Origin of the sequence: Arthrobacter sp. UNC362MFTsu5.1, assembly GCF_000685965.1 — a bacterium.
Taxonomy (GTDB): domain Bacteria; phylum Actinomycetota; class Actinomycetes; order Actinomycetales; family Micrococcaceae; genus Arthrobacter.
Window position 1 is genome coordinate 308539 of record NZ_JMLE01000001.1, and the last position, 17593, is coordinate 326131.

General features: G+C 65.1%; 17 protein-coding genes. 4 read left to right on the forward strand and 13 right to left on the reverse strand.

The window, feature by feature from the left end; genetic code table 11:
• The first annotated feature begins 76 nt into the window (after positions 1-76).
• From BS38_RS0101505 to BS38_RS0101520, 4 genes are all read left to right on the forward strand, one after another.
• Entirely contained in the window at positions 77-928 is an 852-nt protein-coding gene (locus BS38_RS0101505; protein WP_028269199.1) for a putative RNA methyltransferase, read from the forward strand.
• Positions 929-1050: 122 nt separating this feature from the next.
• Entirely contained in the window at positions 1051-1512 is a 462-nt protein-coding gene (locus BS38_RS0101510; protein ID WP_028269200.1) for an NfeD family protein, read from the forward strand.
• Positions 1513-1627: 115 nt separating this feature from the next.
• Positions 1628-2626: an SPFH domain-containing protein gene (locus BS38_RS0101515; RefSeq protein WP_028269201.1), complete on the forward strand. Its 999-nt coding sequence runs from the start codon at positions 1628-1630 to the stop codon at positions 2624-2626.
• Between the two features lie 265 nt (positions 2627-2891).
• On the forward strand, positions 2892-3239 hold the full coding sequence (locus BS38_RS0101520) for an RNA polymerase-binding protein RbpA (protein WP_026266329.1): 348 nt from the start codon (positions 2892-2894) through the stop codon (positions 3237-3239).
• A 116-nt stretch (positions 3240-3355) separates the two neighbouring features.
• Here BS38_RS0101520 and BS38_RS0101525 read toward each other — a convergent pair whose 3' ends face one another.
• The 13 genes from BS38_RS0101525 to BS38_RS0101585 form a co-directional block, all read right to left on the reverse strand.
• Positions 3356-4096: a polyprenol monophosphomannose synthase gene (locus tag BS38_RS0101525; RefSeq protein WP_028269202.1), complete on the reverse strand. Its 741-nt coding sequence runs from the start codon at positions 4094-4096 to the stop codon at positions 3356-3358.
• A gap of 421 nt (positions 4097-4517) precedes the next feature.
• Positions 4518-6194 carry an amidohydrolase gene (locus tag BS38_RS0101530; RefSeq protein WP_028269203.1) on the reverse strand — a complete coding sequence of 559 codons (1677 nt, stop codon included), beginning with the start codon at positions 6192-6194 and terminating at the stop codon, positions 4518-4520.
• 62 nt (positions 6195-6256) lie between these two features.
• Positions 6257-9145 carry a DEAD/DEAH box helicase gene (locus BS38_RS0101535; RefSeq protein WP_028269204.1) on the reverse strand — a complete coding sequence of 963 codons (2889 nt, stop codon included), beginning with the start codon at positions 9143-9145 and terminating at the stop codon, positions 6257-6259.
• A gap of 24 nt (positions 9146-9169) precedes the next feature.
• The gene (gene tatC / locus BS38_RS0101540) at positions 9170-9964 is read right to left on the reverse strand and encodes a twin-arginine translocase subunit TatC (protein WP_028269205.1); all 795 of its coding nucleotides are present in this window, start codon (positions 9962-9964) and stop codon (positions 9170-9172) included.
• Positions 9965-10012: 48 nt separating this feature from the next.
• Positions 10013-10297 carry a Sec-independent protein translocase subunit TatA gene (tatA, locus tag BS38_RS0101545; RefSeq protein ID WP_028269206.1) on the reverse strand — a complete coding sequence of 95 codons (285 nt, stop codon included), beginning with the start codon at positions 10295-10297 and terminating at the stop codon, positions 10013-10015.
• A gap of 32 nt (positions 10298-10329) precedes the next feature.
• Positions 10330-10707, reverse strand: a complete 378-nt coding sequence (locus BS38_RS0101550; protein ID WP_028269207.1) for a hypothetical protein — start codon at positions 10705-10707, stop codon at positions 10330-10332.
• 10 nt (positions 10708-10717) lie between these two features.
• Positions 10718-12718 carry a helix-turn-helix transcriptional regulator gene (locus tag BS38_RS0101555; protein WP_028269208.1) on the reverse strand — a complete coding sequence of 667 codons (2001 nt, stop codon included), beginning with the start codon at positions 12716-12718 and terminating at the stop codon, positions 10718-10720.
• A 122-nt stretch (positions 12719-12840) separates the two neighbouring features.
• Complete coding sequence (locus BS38_RS0101560) at positions 12841-13236, reverse strand: FKBP-type peptidyl-prolyl cis-trans isomerase (RefSeq protein WP_028269209.1); 396 nt, start codon at positions 13234-13236, stop codon at positions 12841-12843.
• A 43-nt stretch (positions 13237-13279) separates the two neighbouring features.
• The gene (locus BS38_RS0101565; RefSeq protein ID WP_028269210.1) at positions 13280-14209 is read right to left on the reverse strand and encodes an FKBP-type peptidyl-prolyl cis-trans isomerase; all 930 of its coding nucleotides are present in this window, start codon (positions 14207-14209) and stop codon (positions 13280-13282) included.
• Positions 14210-14320: 111 nt separating this feature from the next.
• Positions 14321-15685, reverse strand: coding sequence for a Pup--protein ligase (gene pafA / locus BS38_RS0101570; protein WP_028269211.1), 1365 nt, complete (start codon positions 15683-15685; stop codon positions 14321-14323).
• A gap of 1 nt (position 15686) precedes the next feature.
• On the reverse strand, positions 15687-16394 hold the full coding sequence (prcA, locus tag BS38_RS0101575; protein WP_028269212.1) for a proteasome subunit alpha: 708 nt from the start codon (positions 16392-16394) through the stop codon (positions 15687-15689).
• 1 nt (position 16395) lies between these two features.
• A complete protein-coding gene (prcB, locus tag BS38_RS0101580; protein WP_028269213.1) occupies positions 16396-17223 on the reverse strand; it encodes a proteasome subunit beta in 828 nt (275 codons plus the stop codon).
• Between the two features lie 87 nt (positions 17224-17310).
• Entirely contained in the window at positions 17311-17514 is a 204-nt protein-coding gene (locus BS38_RS0101585; RefSeq protein WP_028269214.1) for a ubiquitin-like protein Pup, read from the reverse strand.
• Positions 17515-17593: the final 79 nt, after the last annotated feature.

The following is a 17593-nucleotide window of genomic DNA, read 5'->3' on the forward strand; positions in this document are numbered from 1 at the left end:
GCTGCACCGGGTCGGGGAGTTTCCGGCAGCTGGGCGCCGGGAAGGGTGCTGCCGCCGCGGCCCTAGGATGGGGTGCATGCTTCCCGACGCCGCCCGTTTGCTCCTGTGCCCCGTCTGCCGAAGCAGCCTGGGCCTCCGGGGCAACCGGCTGGCGTGCCCGGAAGGCCACAGTTTTGACGCTGCCAGGCAGGGCTACTTCAACTTGCTGGTGGGCAAGGGCACTGTTTTCGAAGCCGATACGGCGGCCATGGTGGCCGCCCGCTTCGACTTCCTGTCCAACGGGCATTACCGGCCACTGGCCGACGCGGTCGCGGAACTAGCCGCCCCCGCGCTGGGCGGGGCGGACGCTGCGGTGCTGGATGCCGGAACAGGAACCGGACATTACCTGAATGCCCTGCTGGCGGCGGCCCCTGCGTCCGCCATCGGCCTCGATATTTCCAAATTCGCGCTGCGGCGTGCGGCCCGGATGAATCCCGACGCCGTCAACCTTGTCAGCGACGTCTGGCAGCCGCTTCCCGTCGCGGACGCCGCCGTCGACGTCGTCACGGTGGTTTTCGCGCCGAGGAACGCCGCGGAATTCGCCCGCGTGCTCCGCCCCGGCGGGCGGCTGATTGTGGTGACCCCGCGGTCCGGCCACCTTGCCGAAATAGCGGGTCAGACCGGCATGCTCGGGATCGAGCCGGCCAAGGAGGAGCGGCTTGCCGCCTCCCTCGGCGGACATTTTGCCCAGCGCTCCACCCGGGAGCTGGACCTGGATCTGGGGCTTGAACCGGCCGACGTCGGCAACCTGGCCCTGATGGGGCCGGCCGGCCACCATCTGGACCCCGCAGCGCTGGACGCCATCATCGCCGGGCTGCCGCCCCTCACTAAGGTCTCGGCCCGGTTCCGAATCAGCGTGTTTGAACCCCTGAAGCAGGCGGCCTCATAACGAGTTGACTACTTTCCGACCGTGCCTGACGGTCCCCTCCTGCGCCCCGCGGCTTCGGTCTAGGATGGAAGCACAGTTACTGAGGGCCTGCGTCCGCAGCCCCGGGGACGAAGGGGGAACGCATGTTTGAATGGCTTGGCGAGAACTGGTGGGCACTGTGGCTCACCGTCTTCCTGGCGTTTGCCGTGGTGGAAATGCTCACCCTGGACTTGTTCTTCATCATGCTTGGAGGCGGAGCGCTGGCCGGCCTGCTGGCTGATTTCGCCGGTGCCGACTTCTGGCTGCAGATCGTGGTCTTCTGCGTTGTTTCCCTGTTGATGGTGGTCTTCGTTCGTCCGGTTGCATTGAAGCACCTGAAGAAGGGGCCCGCGGATCAGCGGACCAACATCGACCGGCTGATCGGCGAGTCCGCCCTCGTTATGGAAACCGTCAGCACCTCCTCCGGGCTGGTCAAGATCGGCGGCGACGTCTGGAGCGCACGCTCGGAGAACGGTGTCCTGAACGCCGGGCAGCGGGTGGTGGTTTCGGCCATTGAAGGAGCCACCGCGGTGGTGGCGCCACAGCCGGAGACGGCCGTCCAGTAGGACCAGCAGCACCAGCAGGCAGGAACATTTTTCCGGCAGCCGCCACCGGCGCCGGGCACGCGGCGGACCGCCGCCGCGAACATAGCAAGGCACATAACTGGGGAATAGGTGATGTATGGATATCGCAGTCGCAATCGTGCTGCTGGTTCTCGTTGCGTTCGTAATAATAGTGCTGGTCCGGTCGGTGCGGATCGTCCCGCAGGCCCGCGCCGGCGTCGTGGAACGGCTCGGTAAGTACCAGCGCACCCTGCTCCCGGGCCTCACCATCCTGATTCCCTTCGTGGACAGGCTCCTGCCGCTCCTGGACCTTCGCGAGCAGGTTGTGTCATTCCCCCCGCAGCCGGTGATCACCGAGGACAACCTCGTGGTCTCCATTGACACCGTGGTCTATTTCCAGGTCACTGACGCGAGGGCGGCCACGTACGAGATTGCGAACTACATCCAGGCGGTGGAACAGCTGACCACCACCACGCTCCGAAATGTTGTTGGCGGCCTGAACCTCGAAGAGGCGCTGACCTCACGCGACCAGATCAACGGCCAGCTCCGCGGTGTCCTGGATGAAGCTACCGGACGCTGGGGCATCCGGGTTTCCCGTGTGGAGCTGAAGGCCATTGATCCGCCCCACTCCATCCAGGACTCGATGGAAAAGCAGATGCGTGCCGAGCGCGACCGCCGCGCAGCCATCCTGACGGCTGAGGGCACCAAGCAGTCGGCCATCCTCACGGCGGAAGGGCAGCGCCAGTCTTCCATCCTGAAAGCCGAAGGTGATGCCAAGGCTGCCATCCTCCGTGCCGACGGCGAAGCCCAGGCCATCCAGAAAGTATTCGACGCAATCCACAAGGGCAACCCGGACAACAAGCTCCTGGCGTATCAGTACCTGCAGACACTGCCCAAGCTGGCCGAAGGTTCCTCCAATAAGCTCTGGATCATCCCCAGTGAAGTCGGAGAAGCCCTGAAGGGCATCGGCAATGTCCTCGGAGGCAACAATGCTGACTCCCGCACCGGCGGTCTCTTCGACGGCGGAAGTGGCACCAACGCGGACGACGGCACTGGTGCCGGAACCGCCGCCAAGCACGGGGGCGCGCAGCCCGGGGACCCGCGGCAGCCTCTGTAGGCAGCCGCGTCCGGCATTAGCCAGGGAGGCGTCCGCGTTGCGGGCGCCTCCCCCGCTTTTGCCTGCGGCAGGGTCCGGCTTTACGCGCCGGGAAATAAGCCCGTATAATAGGATATTTGTCCGGCTGGTTCAGACCTGCTGGAACAATCAAGCTTGGCAAAGCGTTGTGTCTATTGATGCAGGGCAGTGCAAACAGTAGTCCGAGGCGTGAGCTGCCCCGGCTAGCGCGGAGCCTCGCTCCGCGAACCGACCAAAGGGAGAAATCATGAGCGATCGCAGCCTTCGGGGCATGCGTCTTGGCGCACAGAGCATGGAGACCGAATCCGGTGTTGAGCCGGCTCCGCGCCAGCGGGTTGAGTATCGTTGCGAGGACGGCGAGCAGGTCTTCGTTACCTTCTCTTCCGAAGCCGAGATTCCCCCGGTGTGGGTTTCGAAGACGGGCAAGGAAGCCTTGCTCGTTGACGGCGAACGCCCCGTCAACAGCAACGAGAAGGCCGTGCGCACGCACTGGGACATGCTCCTGGAACGCCGCTCACTGCCTGAGCTCGAGCAGATCCTCGAGGACCGTCTGACGATCCTTCGCGAACGCCGCGGCGAACGCCGCTCGGCCTAGCCAAGCGCCCCGCGAAGTCGAGAACGCAAAGGGCCGGGCCCGTACCTCATCAGAGAGGTTACGGGCCCGGCCCTTTTCTTGTGTCCGGCTAGTGCCGGACGTTCAGCACCGGTGGCCTAGGACGCAGCCGAACCGCGGCCTGTGAGCTTCCGCCAACGGGCGGTGAGTCCCCACTTGGTGACGTTGATCATGGCTTCCACCACGATATTGCTGCTCATCTTGGAAGCTCCGAGTTCCCGCTCCACGAACGTGATGGGGCGTTCCACGATCTTCAGGCCCATTTTGGCCACCCGCCAGGCCAGGTCCACCTGGAATCCGTAGCCCACGGAGTCCACCTGGTCGAGGTTGAGCTTCTCAAGCGTCGTCCGCCGGAAGGCGCGGAAGCCGCCTGTGACGTCCTTGATTTTGATGCCCAGCATAAGCCGGGCGTAGGTGCTGCCGATCCGTGAGATGGCTTGGCGGTACAGCGGCCAGTTGACCACGCTGCCGCCCGGCACCCAGCGGGAGCCCATGGCGAGGTCTGCGCCCTCTTCCACGGCGTCCAGGAGCTGCTGCAGCTGCTCGGGCTGGTGGGATCCGTCGGCGTCCATTTCCACCAGGATGTCGTACCCGGCTTCCAGCCCCCACTTGAAGCCGGCAATGTAGGCCGCCCCCAGGCCGGCCTTGCCTTGGCGGTGGAGAACGTGGACCTGGTTATCCTCCGCGGCGATGCCGTCCGCAAGCTGTCCGGTGCCGTCCGGGCTGTTGTCGTCCACCACCAGCACATCGGAAGCCGGGACGGCTGCACGCAGGCGTGCGAGTGTCTTGGGCAACGATTCCAGCTCGTTATAGGTGGGGATGATGGTGAGGACACGCACAGCGAGGCCCTTTCCTTGATGGGAGCGGTCACGCGCCAGGAAGCCAGATAGAAGTGAGGGCTTTAAGGCGCAAGTCACCATTATAGGGAGTTTGCGCTGATGGGGCGCGTCACGCGGGCGGGCCGCGGGCAGGTCCACATGCCTCGGGCCAGTTGCGTCCGGATGCGATGTGCCTCGGCGGAACTGTTTTCTGCTGCGAAGTGGACCTGCCCCCGGGACTGCCACGGTCTGGCCCGACGGCAGGTCCGGCTGGGCATCCTGCTGGCGGGTCACGCGGCCAGACGGAGCCCCTTGACTATTGGTTCCGTCCGTTGCGACTCAATGCTACGGACAGCCCCGGCAGTGTCAACCCGGGTTTGACCTGCAGGTTTAGGCATACCTGCAGGTCAGGAGCATACGGCGCGCCGGTAAGCTTTACGGTCTATGACCGCAGGGAGCCGTTTGTGAACAACTCCCGTCCGTCCCGGACGGTCTGCAGGCACACAGGATCGGTACCGGTGTCCAGTGCCGGGAGCAACGGTGTGCGCGCCCGGGGGTCCGTACTCCAGGACTGAACCCGGCCGTCCGCAACCTGCACCATGAGTTCCTCCACTTCCCAGACGGCGAAGCTGGCCGGCGCGCCCGGTACCAGCTGGCCGGCCATCGGGTTGCGGTACTTGGCTGCCCGCCAGCCGGCCCTGGTGTGGCCAAGGAACGCGGCCCGCGCTGAGATGCGCTGCTCCGGATTGCTGTGTTCGAGGCAGGCGCGGACGCTGGCCCAAGGGTTGAGCGGAGTGACGGGACTGTCGCTGCCAAAGCTGATGGGAACTCCTGCGGCATAGAACGATGCGAAGGCGTTCATCCCGCGTTCCCGATGCCCCAGCCGTTCCTGATAGAGACGGCCGGCCCCGCCCCATGCGGCGTCGAATCCGGGCTGCACGCTGACCGTGACTGAGTATTTGGCCAGCCGCTCGATTGCGTCGGCGTCGGCCATTTCCACATGTTCGAACCGGTGGCCGGCGGCCCTGACCCGCTGCTCCCCCACTTCCGCGGCCGCCCGGTCCAGAGCGTCCAGGGCGGCGTCGAGTCCTGCGTCGCCGATGACGTGGAAGCCCCCTTGGATGCCCAGCAGGGAGCAGGCGGCCAAGTGCGCGGCTGCCTGGTCAACGGACAGGTAGAGGCTGCCGCGCTCTCCCGAAGCATCGCTGTAGTCTTCCCTGAGTGCGGCAGTCCGGGACCCGATGGAACCGTCAATGTTCAGGTCCCCGGCGAGCCCGCGCACGGCGGCGCCGAGGCCGTCCAGGATAGCGCGGGCGTCCTCCTCGGACCCGGCCAGCTGGCCCCAGTACGGGAGGACCTCAGGCGTCGGCTTCCCGAGGGCATCCGGGCCGTTCCAACCGGCTGCAATCCGCAGGTCTGCGGCGCTGCCGATATGCGGCGCGGCCATTTCCGCCACTGCCACGTAGCCGTTTGCGGCGGCTTCGGCCAAGGCGCGGGACTGGTAGTTCCGCAGATCCCCGTCCGGCAGCTGCCGCGCTGCAAGCCTGGCCGACGTGTGGGCATGCCGCTTCACCTGGCTGCCGGCCGAGTATCCGTCCAGCCCGGCGAGGCCTGCTGCTTCGGCCAAGGCGGAAGAGACCAGTGCGGAATGGGCGTCGACGCGCGAAAGATAGACCCGCCGGCCCCCCGCCGCGCGTTCCAGTTCCTCGCGGCTGGGCAGGGCCGGGTCGGACCAATTGCTCTCGTCCCACCCATGGCCCAGGACGGTGGCGCCGGCATCGGCTGACGACCCCGCAACGGAGGCAGCCACAGCGTCCAGGAGTTCGGCGGCCGAGCGCACTCCGCCCAGCTGCAGTGAGTCCAGGGCAATGCCCGTTTCAGTCAGGTGGACGTGTGAGTCAACAAATCCGGGCGCCAGGAGCGCGCCGTGGAGGTCGACGATGTCCATCGACGAATCGGCGATGGACGTGGCTGCCTGCTCTGAACCGACCCACGCCACGGTGTCGCCGTCCACCATCATGGCGGTGGCAAACGGGTCTGCAGCGGTATAGACGGAACCATTGCGGTACAGCGTCACTTTGCGTTCTCCGGCCGGCTGGTCCGCCCGTGCGTCAGTCATGTTGTGTGGTGCTCCTAAGCAGCCTTGAAGTAGTGGAAAATCTGCGGACGGGTCCGGTGGGGTCACACCACGGTGGAGTAGGCCACCACGCCGCGGCGCACCAGGATGATGGCCTCCGAACAGAGCCGTGAGAGCCTCGGATCCAGGCCGGGGATCTTTGCCAGCTGGTCCAGGAGGTCGATGACCTGCTTGACCCACCGGACAAAGTCGCCGGCTGCCAGGTCCGTGCCGCTGAGGACTTCCTGGAGGTGCCTGCCCTTGGCCCACTTGAAGATGGGCCACACGAGGCCCAGCTCCGGTTCACCGGTCAACGGAAGCTTGTTCTCCTCCTCGGCGTCCTCCAGCATGGACCATTCCCGGACGACGATGTCGACGGCGGTCTCCAGCGACACGCTGGGCATCCGGGGCCGCAGTCCGCGTTCTTCCCGCTTTGCCTGGAAAACTAGCACGCTCGCCAGGGCCGCCACTTCGGTGGCGTCGAGGTCGCTGAACGCACCTTGCCGCAGGGACTGGGAAATAAGGAGGTCCTTTTCGCCGTAGATCCGGCGCAGCTTCTGGCCGTCGGCGTTGATGGACACCCTTCCCGAATCGGACGTTTCGAGGTAGCCGTAGCTGGAGAGAAGGTCGCAGACGCGGTCAAACGTCTTGGCGATGGTGTTGGTCCGGCCCTGGATTTCGCGGACCAGTCCGTCCGTTTCGCGGCGAAGCTTCAACCAGCGCTCCGACCAGCGCGCGTGATCCTCGCGTTCACTGCACCCGTGGCAGGGATGGGACCGCAGGGCCAGCCGCAGTTCGGTAATCCGCTTCTCCTGGTCCGGCAGGGCCGCCGCCCTGCCGAAATCAGTGTTGCGGGTGTTGCCGGGCGCAGGGGGACGGTTTTCCCGGATGGCGTTGCGCACCGACGACGCCAGGTCCTTGCGCGACTTGGGCACCTTCGCGTTGAACGACTTGGGGATGCGGACCCGGGTCACCGGGGTGATGGGTCCTTCAAGGTCGTGGATGCCAATCCTGCGTAACTGGTTGTCCAGCGTCAGCACGGCGGGGCGCGGCTCGCGGGAGTTGTGGTCTGAGCCGAGCACCACGGCCAGGCCGGGTGCCCTGCCTGTCGGCACGTCCACCACGTCGCCGGGGAGGAGCCTGCTCAGGGAGTCCTCGGTAATGGACTTGCGGGCCTTCGAGGTGCTGCGGGAGGCGGCGTTTTCGGTGTCCGAAAGTTCCCGCCGAAGCCGGGAGTACTCGGTGAAGTCCCCGAGATGGCAGGTCATGGATTTCTGGAAGCCGGCCAGGGATTCCTCCCTGCTTCGGACCTGCTTGGCCAGGCCAACCACGGAACGGTCCGCCTGGAACTGGGCAAACGAGGATTCCAGGATTTCCCGCGCGCGTGGCCGGCCGAACTGCGCCAGGAGGTTGATGCTCATGTTGTACGTGGGGCGGAAGCTCGAGTTCAGGGGGTAGGTTCGGCGGGATGCGAGGCCTGCCACTGCCGTGGGATCCGTCCCGGGCTGCCAGAGCACCACGGCGTGGCCTTCGACATCGATGCCGCGGCGTCCGGCGCGGCCGGTGAGCTGGGTGTACTCGCCGGCGGTGATGCCAACGTGGGCTTCTCCGTTGAACTTGTCCAGCTTTTCGAGCACCACCGAACGTGCCGGCATGTTGACACCCAGCGCAAGGGTTTCGGTGGCGAAGACCGCCTTGACCAGGCCTTCGACGAAGAGTTTCTCCACGACTTCCTTGAACGTCGGGAGCATTCCTGCATGGTGGGCTGCCAGGCCACGCAGGAGTCCATCCCGCCAACTCCAGAATCCGAGGACGTCCAGATCGTCAGAGGGGATGTCCTGTGCCGCTTCGTCAACGCGGCTGGCGATGATCTGTTGTTCCCGCTCGGTGGTCAGCCACAAACCTGCCGCGACGCATTGGGCCACTGCAGCGTCGCAGCCGGCGCGGGAGAAGATGAAAGTGATGGAGGGCAGCAGGTCCTGCCGGTCCAGGCTGGCGATGACCTGGGGGCGGCTGGCCTTGCGGACGGCACTCTGCTGGCCCGCCTGGGAGCGGTTGCCGCGCTGGTTCTGCTGGCGACGCTGGCTGCGGCCGCCATGGCCGAAGCGGGCCCGTGAATTCATCTGGCTCTCGGTGCGTGCCATTGCCAGCAGGTCCGGGTTCACTTCAAATCCCCGTTCGAGGGCGACGTTGGCCGTCATGGCCGTTGCGCCGGGGTTCGATTCGCCTTCAGGGGCAATTTCATCGAAGGTGGTTTCGCCCGCGAAGAGGTCCACGATCTCGCGTCCCACCATGACGTGCTGCCAGAGCGGCACCGGCCGGTGCTCGGTAACAATGACGTCGGTGTGTCCGCGGACAGTGTCAAGCCATGCACCGAATTCCTCGGCGTTGGAGACTGTGGCGCTCAGCGAAGCCACCTGGACTTCGCTCGGCAGGTGGATGATGACTTCTTCCCAGACGGCGCCGCGGAACCGGTCAGCGAGGTAGTGGACCTCGTCCATGACAACGAAGCCGAGGTCGTCCAGGGTGTCTGAATCCGCGTAGAGCATGTTCCGCAGGACTTCGGTTGTCATCACAACAACCGGGGCGTCGCCATTGATGCTGGTATCGCCCGTCAGGAGTCCAACGTTCTCCGCGCCGTATTTGTCCGCCAGCTCCGAGTACTTCTGGTTGCTCAGCGCCTTGATCGGGGTGGTGTAGAAGGCCTTGAGGCCGCGCTGGAGTGCCAGATAGATGGCGAACTCCCCCACGATGGTCTTGCCGGCACCGGTGGGGGCCGCGACTAGCACTCCCCTCCCCAGTTGCAGGGATTTGCAGGCCTGGCGCTGGAAATCGTCGAGTTCGAAATCCAGCGTGCGGACAAACGCGCCGAGGTACGTGTTGGCTTCTGCGGTCCGTTCGGCACTGGCCCGATAGAGTTCGGATGGCGACTGTGGCCCGGTTGTGGAGGACATACTTCCAGCCTAGTGGGCGAGGGGCTACAGTTTCCCCAGTTCCGAGCCGGGCGTCGCGACGTCGGCCGTCGCGTCAGTTTCGGCGGCGATCTTCGCAGCCTTACGGTCCCGGCGCCGGTCGTTGAAGATACAGAGTCCGATGGCGGCGAAAAACAGTGCAAGCAACGGGCCTGCGAGCAGGAACATGGACAGTGCGTCCGCTCCCGGCGCCGCGACGGCGGCCAGCACGAACACCAGGAAGACTGTGATGCGCCATGCTTTCAGGATGGTCTCGCCCCTGATGATGCCGGCCATGTTGACGCCGACCAGGACCACGGGGACCAGGAACGCGAGCCCAAGGAACAGGACCATGCGGGTGACGAAGTCGACATAGTCGCGGGCATCGATGAGGTTGGAGAACCCGGCAGGCGTGAACTGGGTCAGCGCGCGTACCACCTGCGGCGTCACCATCCAGCCAACCCAGACGCCGGCAAGGAAGAGCGGCACGGCTGCGGCCATATAGCCGAGCGTGTAGTGCCGTTCCTTCTTGGTGAGGCCGGGTGTGATGAAGGCCCACAGCTGGTAGATCCAGATGGGGCTCGAGATGACGGCGCCGATCAGCAGCGAAAGCTGCAGTTTGAAGTCAAACGGCGACGCAATGCTCGAGAAGTTCACCGAAGAGGTGCCGCCGGTTGTCTCGGCAATCCGATCGACGGGTTCCTTCAGGGCGCTCAAAACCGGGTCGTAAAGGATCCAGCCCCCGATGCCGCCGATGACGAGTCCAATGGCCGACTTAATGAGCCGGTTCTTGAGCTCCTTAAGGTGGTCCATCAGGGCCATGCGGCCCTCAGGGTTGGATTTACGGCCCTTCGTCAGTGCCACTTCAGGTCAAACGCGGTTCGACGGCGGAACGTCGGTTCCGTCGGCGCTGCCGGACTCACCGTTTTGCGGCCGGGACTGCGGGTGGTTGACGATTTTGCCTTCAACCGGGTCCGTGCCGTCCTTGGCCTCGGGCTTGCCGTCGTTCTTCATTTCCTTGACCTCGGACTTGATGATCCGCATTGACTGGCCGAGGCTGCGGGCCATGGCCGGAAGCTTGGGTGCAGCAAAGAGAAGCAGAGCCACGATGATAATAATGACGATGGGCCAAGGGCCATCAAAGAGTCGTCCCACTGGAAGTCCTTTCCTCGAAATACATCCTACGTCTAACCGAAATCGATGTCGCGCAGCGCCTGGAGCTGGCCACGGTCCGCTTTGCGCTGAACGCGCCGGCGGCGGCGTTCATCCCTGCGGGAGGATTTGGACGTGAGGTAATCATGTCTCATCTGCATCGGCGAGGCAAAAACCGCTGAACCGGCCACCGGGTGGCGTCCCGGGCCGTGCTCCGCCTCGGGCGCCTGGCCCGGCAACGATGCAGGGTCGGTGAGGTTGGCGAGCGGTGCGCCGAAGCGTTCACCGGCAGCGCCCAGGTCCCTGGCCGTGGCCATGAATTGCCTGAACAGCCTTATTCCCAACAGCACATAGAAAAGAAGGGAAACGGCTACGAGCGCTATCCAGATCAGGATCCAAGACCACCAAGGCATGCTGAGTAGTCTAGCCGCCGTAGCGGGCCAGAGCCGCGCCGATCCAGTCACTGGCAGCCTCAGCCAGGCTGGCCGGCGCAAGGATACGGACGGCTCCGCCGTGCTGGGCGACGAACGTCGGTAGCCACCCGGTGCTGCCGAACCTGATTTCGGCCAGGACACCGCCGGTGGGGAGCGGAGCCGTCCGCTCCGAGTAGTAGTCGTCGGCGAGTCCTATGCCTTGTGGCGCCAGTTCCACGGTGACCAGAGTGTCGTCGTCGTTCGGGGTGAAGAGTTTCACCGGGAAGCCCTCTGCGGGCTTCGCCGCTTCGGTCACGGGCCGGCCGTTCGGTTCCAGGCTCTCGATGCGGTCCAGGCGGAAGTTCCGGAGCCCGTGTGCGCTGTGGCAGTAGGCCTCGAAATACCAGGTGTTGTCCAGCGAATAGAGCCGCAGCGGGTCGACGTCCCGCTCGGACATGGAGTCGCGTTGCGCGGAGAAGTAGGTGAGGTGCAACTGCCGGCCGTCCGCAATGGCCTGCCGGATCGTGGCAAGGTCCGCGGAATTCGCCGGACCCACCTGCGGTCCGGCGATGGATGCTGCCTTCAGGCCCTCCTCCCCCGCGGCCGCCATCAGTTTCACCGTGACGGACTCCAGGGCGCTCCCCTCTGCGAGCTCAGGCAGGCCGTTGAGGGTCTCCAGGCCGGTCAGGAGTGCGCATGCCTCGTCCACCGTGAACCGGACCGGACGATTGAGGTCAAGGTCCTGGGTGATGTAGACGTGGTCGTCCTCCCACTGAATGTCCAGGAGATCGTCCGGGTACCCCTCGGGCAGGCCGGAGCAGATCAGGATCCGCAGGTCGTCTTCCAGTTCCCTCCTGGTCACGCCGAAACTGGAAGCAACCTCAGTGATGTGCAGGCCCTGGTTGTGGACCAGGAACGGGACCAGCTGAAGCATCCGCTTGAGCTGGTCCTCGGACGTTCGCTTCCGCGGGCGCTTCGCCGGGGCAGCTTCCGAGAAGGCGACCGCGGGCACCGGAGACGCCGCGAAGTCCGCTGCCGCCTGCAGCCTCCTCCGGACTGCCGATACCAGTTCGTTCGGCGCACGAACCACCACGTTGGGCCCGTAGGAGGCGAGTTCCTCGCCCAGCACCTCAGCATCCCGGAAAGGGACGCTGAGCCGGTCCCACCCGGCGTCGGGCGCGTCCAGCGGCACGTCCGGCGGGGTGTGTGCGGCGGCTGCGGTGACGCGCTTGCGCAGGCCGAGCACCCTGCCTTCGGCCACGTCCACGACCGCGGACTGCACCGGCAGTTCGGGGAGGGAGTCCAGTTCCAGCCGGACGTTGAAGCCTTGGGGCCGCATGTAGTGGTCCTTGTCCAGGACGGCTACGGCGGACGTAAAACGGGAGAGCCGGAAGAAACGCTTCGCGTGACGGGCCCGGTCAAAGCCCACCAGGTACCACTGCCCGAAGCGGCTGCCCAGGCCCCAGGGCTCAACGGTCCGGGCCTCTTCACGGCCTGTGCTGCCGGCCAGGTAGGTGAAGCTGACGGGATGCTGGGCGTGCATCGCCCTGATCAGGTCCTCAAAGGCCTGGCCGGCTGGTTTGATCCGTGGCTGAACGCCGGCCGGGAGTTCGGCCTCCGTGAGGCCGCCGGCCGCCTGCAGCTTGCGCATGGCGTCTTGCGCCGCCGATCCGAGTGCGGCCTGCTCCCAGAGCTGGGCCGCCAGGATGAGCACCGTGCATTCGGCGGAGGTGAGGCTGACGTCGGGGAGCCGGTTGGACTCCTTGCCGATGCGGTAGCGCGTCGTGGCGGGATCGTCGGAGCCCCAGCCCTGGTCCATCACTGTTTCGACGTCGAAGCCGAACTGGCGGAGGTCGCTCTTGTCCCGCTCGAACATGCGGCCGAAGGCAACCTCGCTGCTGCTCGTGTCGTGGTACACCTTGTCGCGCAGTTCACTGCGCCGCAGGCCGTAGCGGGTGTTGAGGAGCGCGATGAGCAGGTTCAGGAGGCGTTCTGTACGTGAGGCGGACACCTTGGCTACGTTACTAAAGCCGTTGCGCCTTAACGCCGAAAGCGCGGCAACAAACGGAAATTTCCTTCCGATTGTTACCGCGCTTCCTAGGCGTGTCCGGCTGGTGCCGGGCCGTCGTCCGTTTAGCGGACTCCGACGAGGTCCACAACGAAGATCAGTGCTTCGTTGGGTCCGATCGCTCCGCCGGCACCGCGGGAACCGTAGGCGAGCTCGGAGGGGATTTCCAGGCGGCGGCGGCCGCCGACCTTCATGCCCAGCAGGCCCTGGTCCCAGCCCTGGATGACCTGGCCAACGCCAACGCGGAAGTCCAGTGGTGCACCGCGGCCCCACGACGCGTCGAATTCTTCGCCGGTGGACCAGGCGACTCCGACATAGTGGGTGGAGACGGTGTCGCCCGGCTTGGCCTCGGCTCCGTCGCCCTCAATGAGGTCGGTGATCACCAGTTCGGTGGGGACATCCCCCTCGGGGAAGTCAATTTCCGGCTTCTGGCGGTCGAAATTGCGCTGTCCAAATGACATGTTTGCTCCTTCTTGGTTTGGGTTGGCTTGGAAGTTGGGTGGCTTACTTGACGCCGAGGATATCGACGACGAACACCAGATCGCCCTTGGCTTCGCCCTGTCCGGCGTCACCGTAGGCGAGGTCCTTCGGGATGACCAGGAGGACACGGGAGCCCACGGTCTTGCCGGCGAGGCCCTGGGTCCAGCCCTTGATAACGCCGGTCAGCGGGAAGCTGGCTTTTTCGCCGCGGTCGAAGCTGGAATCAAACTTGGTTCCGCCGTTGAGGGTGACGCCCACGTAGTTGACGGTCAGCGTGTCGGTTTCCTTGACGGCCGGACCGGTGCCCTTGATCAGGTCCTGCGAGACGAGGGCTGTCGGTGCCTTGACACCGTCGACCGAGATCTCCGGGATTCCCTTGTCGTTTTCCTTGACGGTCGGCAGTCCGGCGGGCGGCGTGACCGTCTCACCCTCCGGCTTGTCCAGCACCTTCGGGGCGTCCTTGGCGGCGAGCACCTTCACAACAAGCAGCTGCGTGGGGCCGGCCTCGGTGCCTCCCTGGGCGGCCTGGCCCGGCACGGCAAGGGCAAGCTGCGAACCGATTTTGGCGCCAACAAAGGCGTTGTAGATCACGGCGTTGCCGGTCTTGAGGGCGTCGTTCAGCTCAAGCGGCTCGGGGTCCTTGGCAAAGGTGTCCTCGAGCGTGCTGCCGTCCTTGCCGCTGACGGCGAGGATGGAGATGTCGGCGATCTGGTTGGCCTTCAGGCGCTCTCCGGTACCCTCGGTGACCACCTTCACGGTGGGTTCCTTCACGTCCAGGGGCTTGTCGAATTCGACGCCAGGTGCCTTCTTGTCCCCGTTGTCCGTAAGCTTCAGGGAGTCGAGCTTGGCGGTCTCGCCAGCAGACTGGCTGGTGGGTTCCGGGGCTGCAGGCGATCCGCCGCAGGCGGTGATCAGCAGCAGTCCGGGAATGAGAATTGCTAGTAGTCGGCGCACGTAAGAACTTTCGTCGGGGCAAGATGGATGCGTTGCCGCGAGTGGTGCGCGCGGCAACGCAGTCGGGGCCGGATAAACGGCCCCATCCAGAATAGCCCCTGAAGCTGGGTATCAGCCCATAGAGTCCAGCAGGGCGTCCACCCGCTCGTCCACGTTGCGGAACGGATCCTTGCACAGGATGGTCTGGTGGGCCCGGTCGTTCAGCTTCAGATGCACCCAGTCAACGGTGTAGTCGCGGCCCAGTTCCTGGGCGCGGCGGACAAAGTCGCCCCGGAGCTTGGCGCGGGTGGTCTGCGGCGGCGCATCGACGGCGTCCTTGACGGCTGTGTCGTCCACCACCCGGCGGACGGCTCCCCTGGACTGCAGCAGGTAGTAGAGCCCGCGCGTGCGCGAAATGTCGTGGTAGGTGAGGTCCAGCTGGGCGATCCTCGGCGCGTCCAGGCCGAGTCCGTGCCGGTTGCGGTAGCTGTCCATCAGCTTCTTCTTGATGGCCCAGTCGATCTCGGTGTCGATCGTGCTGGTGTCCCCGCTCTCGATGGCAGTGAGCGTCCGTTCCCACAGGTCCAGGATGAGGGGCACGTGCTGGTTGTGTGCGCCGTTTTCGGCGACGAACGACGTCACTTTGTTCAGGTACTCGCGCTGGATCTCCAGCGCCGTCAACTGCCGTCCGTTGGCAAGCCGGATGAGCGCCCTGCCGCTGAGGTCGTGGGAGATCTCGCGGATGCTGCGGATCGGATTCTCCATCCGCATGTCCCGCATGATCACGCCCGCCTCGATCATCCGAAGGATCAGGTCCACGGTGCCGACTTTCATCAGGGCCGTGGTTTCGGACATGTTGGAGTCACCCACGATCACGTGGAGGCGGCGGTAAAATTCCGCGTCTGCGTGCGGCTCGTCCCGGGTGTTGATGATGGGACGCGACCGGGTGGTGGCCGACGAAACGCCTTCCCAGATGTGGTCCGCGCGCTGCGAAAAAGCGAAGGTGGCGCCGTGCGGGGTCTTGAGGATCTTTCCGGCACCGGCGATCAGCTGGCGTGTCACCAGGAAGGGAATCAGGATCTCCGCCAGCCTCGAGAATTCTCCGCGGCGGGGTATGAGGTAGTTCTCATGGCTGCCGTAGGAATTGCCTGCGGAGTCGGTGTTGTTCTTGAAGAGGTAGACCGTGCCGTTGAACCCTTCGGCGGCAAGTCGTTCCTGTGCCTCGTCCACGAGGTCGTCCAGGATGAGTTCGCCTGCGCGGTCATGGGCGATCAACTGCGCCAGGTCATCACATTCGGCGGTTGCGTACTCGGGGTGGGACCCCACATCGAGGTACAGCCGGGAACCGTTGGTCAAGAAGACATTGGATGATCGTCCCCAGCTGACCACCTTGCGGAAGAGGTAGCGTGCCACCTCCTCAGGTGCGAGCGGACGCGAGTCGGGGCTCGAGTATGAGATCCCGAACTCGGTTTCAATGCCGAAAATTCGCTTGTCCATTTCAGTTCTCCTCAGACAACAGGGCGGCGATTTCGTCGTCGTCGAGGCGCCGGAAAGCCCGCCGGGATCCCCGGGTGCTCTCTGAGGCGCGGTCCAGTACCGCCACTTCCAAGGCTGACGCCGGCAATTCGCCGGCCTCCTTGTCGGTGACGAGGCCCTTCATAGCGAGCCTGATGGCACCGGCGAAGTTCAATTCCCGCTGCCACCCGCCCTCGACGGTTTCGGCGACTTTGTCGGCCTGGCCGCCCATCACAATAAAGCGCTTTTCGTCGGCGATCGACCCGTCGAACGTCAGCCGGTACAGGTGGTCGTCCGCCGAGTTGCCGCCGACTTCCACCACAGCGAGCTCAACTTCGAACGGCTTCTGCTCGGCCGTAAACACGGCGCCGAGGCTTTGCGCGTAGACGCTGGCCAGTCCCCTGGCGGTGACGTCTTCCCGGTCATAGGAGTAGCCGCGGACGTCCGCGTACCGGACACCCGCCTGGCGCAGGCTCTCGAACTCGTTGTACTTGCCGACGGCGGCGAAAGCGATTTTGTCGTAGATCTCCCCGATTTTGTGCAGCGACGGCGACGGATTCTCCGCAACGAGTGCAATCCCCTCTTCGCAGCTGATCACCACGACGGAGCGGCCCCGGGCAATTCCCTTCCGTGCGAAATCCGCACGGTCCTTCATCAGCTGTTCGGGCGACACATAAAACTGTTGAGTCATATCAGGCCTCCCGCCGTGCAGCAGTTCTGGCCTCGATGATGGTGCCCGCAACGGCCGCCAGATCATGTTCGGGGATGCGCCTGGCGCCTGTCCGGCCCACGGTGTAGACAACCGGCCACAATTGCCGGACGGGGTCCGGCCCGCCGGTTGCCGAGTCGTCATCGGCCGCGTCGTACAGCGCTTCAACGGCCACGGCGACCGCCTCGGCTTCGGTAAGTCCTGGCCGCCAGAGTTTCTTCAGGGCTCCGCGGGCAAACATGGAACCGGAACCCACGGCGTGGTGTTCCTGCTCCTCATATCGTCCGCCGGTGACGTCGTAGGAAAACAGGCGGCCGGTGCCCGCCGGCAGGTCGAAGCCGGCGAAGAGCGGCACCACGGCCAGGCCCTGCATGGCCATGGGCAGGTTTCCGCGGATCATCGCGCCGAGCCGGTTGGCTTTGCCCTCCAGGCTCAGCAGCGTTCCTTCGATCTTTTCGTAGTGTTCCAGCTCCACCTGGAACAACCGCGTCAGGTCGATGGCGATGCCTGCGGTGCCGGCAATTCCCAGCACCGAGTACCGGTCGGCCGGGAAGACCTTTTCAATGTGCCTGCTCGCGATGATGTTCCCCATCGTGGCGCGGCGGTCGCCGGCCATCAGGACGCCGCCGCCGTATGTCAGCGAGACGATGGTGGTGGCGTGCGGCACCTGCAGCGGCTGTGAAGCGGCGCCGGCCGAAACGGCAGGCAACGGCTGATTGAAGGGCAGTAAGCCGGGCCTGTTGCGTTGGAGGTGTTCAGTGAATGATGACGTCGCGTTGGCAGCTACCTGGTTGGCTGTGGTGTCCTGCACTGATGCACTCCTTCAACGTGGTGGGTCAACGTCTCTTCGGCCGTCCGGGCTGCCGTCCCTCCGGTTCAGGCGAGGGCAGCCTGGGCCCTACTGGCCGCCTTTTTGGACGAAGGCCCGGACGAATTCTTCGGCATTGGATTCGAGTACGCCGTCGATTTCATCCAGAAGATCGTCCACACCCTGGGTGGCTGCCGATGCCTGGGCATCCCCGGATGCGGGCGGCGTGGCGGGGGCGTCGTCTTCGAATTCGTCATCGCGTGACTGCGGCTGCTGCTGCTCCTGGCCTGCCATTTCCTTCTCCTTCTATCCGTCCCCGATGAGAGGGGACATCCTGTAAGCCCCATATTGCCACGCCTTTTGCCGTGGTGGG